Annotated in this window: 3 protein-coding genes; all 3 read left to right on the forward strand. The window is 56.3% G+C overall.

Going from position 1 to position 3,223, the window contains the following annotated elements; all coding sequences use genetic code 11:
• On the forward strand, positions 1-286 hold a 286-nt coding region (locus KOSB73_RS24090), incomplete at its 5' end, for an EmrE family multidrug efflux SMR transporter (RefSeq protein ID WP_106426864.1).
• Between the two features lie 1,017 nt (positions 287-1,303).
• The gene (locus tag KOSB73_RS24110; RefSeq protein WP_004193914.1) at positions 1,304-1,627 is read left to right on the forward strand and encodes a MobC family plasmid mobilization relaxosome protein; all 324 of its coding nucleotides are present in this window, start codon (positions 1,304-1,306) and stop codon (positions 1,625-1,627) included.
• Complete coding sequence (gene mbeA, locus KOSB73_RS31540) at positions 1,617-3,110, forward strand: plasmid mobilization relaxase MbeA (protein ID WP_045265544.1); 1,494 nt, start codon at positions 1,617-1,619, stop codon at positions 3,108-3,110. Before KOSB73_RS24110 ends, mbeA begins: the two co-directional genes overlap by 11 nt.
• Positions 3,111-3,223 lie beyond the last annotated feature (113 nt).

The following is a 3,223-nucleotide window of genomic DNA, read 5'->3' on the forward strand; positions in this document are numbered from 1 at the left end:
AGGCACCACCTTTATGAAATATTCAGAAGGATTTACACGCCTGTGGCCGTCTGTAGGAACTGCAATAAGTTATTGCGCTGCCTTTTATCTGCTTTCCCAAACATTGGAAAATATACCTACCGGTATTGCTTACGCAATTTGGTCTGGTGCGGGAATTGTACTAATAAGCCTAGCTGGTTGGTTGGTTAGCGGTCAAAAACTTGATTGGCCCGCAATTGCAGGAATGTTCCTTATTTGCGTTGGAGTTTTGGTTATTAATATTTTTTCAAAATCTTCTGCGCATTAACTTTTTACCGAAGCATATTGGCCAAAGCAAAAGGATTTCCTTGAGATCCTTTCTTTCTGCGCGTAATCTTTTTCCCTGTAAACAAAAAAACCACCGCTACCAACGGTGGTTCGTTTGCCGGAATTCAGAGCTACCAACTCTTTGTTCCGATGGTAACTGGCTTTCACGGAGCGCAGATACCTAAACTGTCCTTTCAGTGTAGCCGCACTCAGGCTTTCACTTCAAGAACTCTGTAGGCATTCTCTACAATCTCTGCTCCGTGAACCCAGTTACCAATGGCTACCGCCACTGGCGATTTGTCGTGTCTTTCCGGGTTGGACTCAAGTTGATAGTTACCGGAACGGGCGTGGTAGTCGGACTGAACGGGGGGTTCGTGCATACAGTCCATCCTGGAGCGAACTGCCTACCCGGAACCGAGTTTCAGGCGTGGAATGAGAAACCGCGGCCATAACAGCGGAATGACACCGGTAAACCGAAAGGCAGGAATGCGGGGGAGCACGAGGGAGCCACCAGGGGGAAACGCCTGGTATCTTTAAGCCGCATCGGGTTTCGCCACCGCTGATTTGAGCGTCATTTTCGTGATACTCGTCAGGGGGGCGGAGCCTATGGAAAAACGGCAACTCCGCATCCTTTTCTTGGCCTTTCCTGCTTCGAGCGGCATTTGCTTATCCCGTAATCTGTGAGCTGGTAACGCCCGCCGCAGTCTCACGGCAGGAGCGTAGCGACCGAGTGAGCGAGGAGGCGTCATTTCATCACCACCTGCATTTTGCACTTACGCCCGGCAGCCGCATTTTTCCCCTGTCACATGAAGCACTTTCATAAATTACCACTCCGTCATAACATGTTTAGCCAGTATACACTCCGCTAGCGCTACGTGACTGGTTCAGGGCTGCGCCCCGAAACCCGCTAAAACCACTGCCGCGCCTGCGGCTTGTCCAACACCGTGCCGACCGGGAAAAGATTTCCCGTCCGTCCCGGCGTTATCAGGAGGCCGGATTGGCAGACAAACGCAGCAAAATGCTCACCATGTGGGTGACTGAGGACGAGCACCGGCGTCTGCTGGAGCGCTGCGAGGGTAAGCAACTCGCGGCCTGGATGCGGCAGACGTGCCTGGACGAGAAGCCCGCACGCGCCGGCAAACTTCCGTCGATCTCGCCGGCGCTGCTTCGTCAGCTTGCCGGCATGGGGAACAACCTTAACCAGATTGCCCGCCAGGTTAACGCCGGTGGTGGAAGCGGACACGACCGCGTGCAGATTGTCGCCGCGCTGATGGCCATCGATGCCGGACTCGAGCGGTTGCGGCATGCCGTACTGGAAAAGGGTGCTGATGATGATCGTTAAGTTTCATCCTCGGGGGCGCGGCGGCGGCGGCGGGCCGGTCGATTATCTGCTGGGTAAAGATCGCCAGCGCGACGGCGCCAGCGTTCTGCAGGGGAAGCCGGATGAAGTCCGGGAGCTTATCGACGCCTCGCCCTACGCCAAAAAGTACACTTCCGGCGTTCTGTCTTTTGCCGAACAGGATTTACCGCCCGGCCAGCGCGAAAAGCTGATGGCGAGTTTCGAGCGGGTTCTGATGCCCGGACTCGATAAAGACCAGTACAGCGTGCTGTGGGTTGAGCACCGGGACAAGGGGCGGCTGGAGCTGAACTTCCTGATCCCGAACACGGAGCTTCTGACCGGCAAGCGGCTACAGCCGTATTACGACCGCGCCGACCGTCCGCGCATCGATGCCTGGCAGACCATAGTGAACGGCAGGCTGGGGCTGCATGACCCGAACGCGCCGGAGAACCGGCGGGTGCTGGTCTCGCCTTCCGCGCTGCCGGAAGCGAAGCAGGAAGCCGCCCAGGCGATTACGAGCGGCCTGCTTGCCCTTGCCTCATCCGGGGAGCTGAAAACGCGTCAGGACGTCACTGAGGCGCTGGAAAGCGCAGGTTTTGAGGTGGTGCGCACCACAAAAAGCAGCATCAGCATTGCCGACCCGGACGGGGGGCGAAACATCCGACTGAAGGGAGCCATCTATGAACAGTCTTTTAACGCTGGCGAAGGACTTAGAGCAGAAATCGAAAGCGCAGCAGCAGACTACCGGCGAGATGCTGAAAGCCGCATTCAGCGAGCACGAGAAGTCTGTCAGAGCGGAACTGAGCGAAAGCGAGAAGAGAATCAGCGCCGCCATCCTCGACCACGACCGGAAGCTGTCCTCAGCCATGAGCCAGCGCACGAAAGGGATGCTGCGCATGGTCAGCCAGACGTGGCTGACCATCGTTCTGGTCTCCGCGCTGCTGATAGCGTCGAGCGCGGGCATTCTGTGGTGGCAGGGGCAGCAGATACTCGAGAACTATACGACCATCCGGGAGCAGAAGAGCACGCAGGCCATGCTGTCAGAGAGGAACAGCGGCGTACAGCTCTCGACCTGCGGCGAGCAGAGACGCCGCTGCGTGAGGGTGAACCCGGAAGCGGGACAGTTCGGAGAGGACTCGAGCTGGATGATACTGGCGGGGAAATAGCACATGACGGAGCTGGAAAAACAGTTGCTGAGCGCATTAGAGCAGCTACAGCAGGACTACTCGAAAAGGCTGGACGAGTGGGAGAACGCCTTCGCGGAATGGCGGACGATGTCTGGTCTTATTCAACGGGAGAACGCGGCGCTGAACGAGCGCGTCACGGTCTTGAGCAGGCAGGTGCAGAGTTTGAGCGAGCAGCTGCGCCGGTTGTCGAAAGGCTGAACGCGATAGAAACTCACCGGCAGCAGGAGCGGGCGGTGCAGCACCAGAAAGCGCTGGAGCTGGAACGATCGCAGTGGCAGCATCATGGTCCTTCGCTATGATAAGCCGGGTTCTATTAATTAGTTGTTATGTAAAGATATTTAAATTTTTCAACATGAGGTATTTTTATGAATACATATATTTTCCTGGGAGGCATAGGCACCACCTTTATGAA

It is taken from the genome of Klebsiella grimontii, assembly GCF_900200035.1.
Taxonomy (GTDB): Bacteria; Pseudomonadota; Gammaproteobacteria; order Enterobacterales; family Enterobacteriaceae; genus Klebsiella; species Klebsiella grimontii.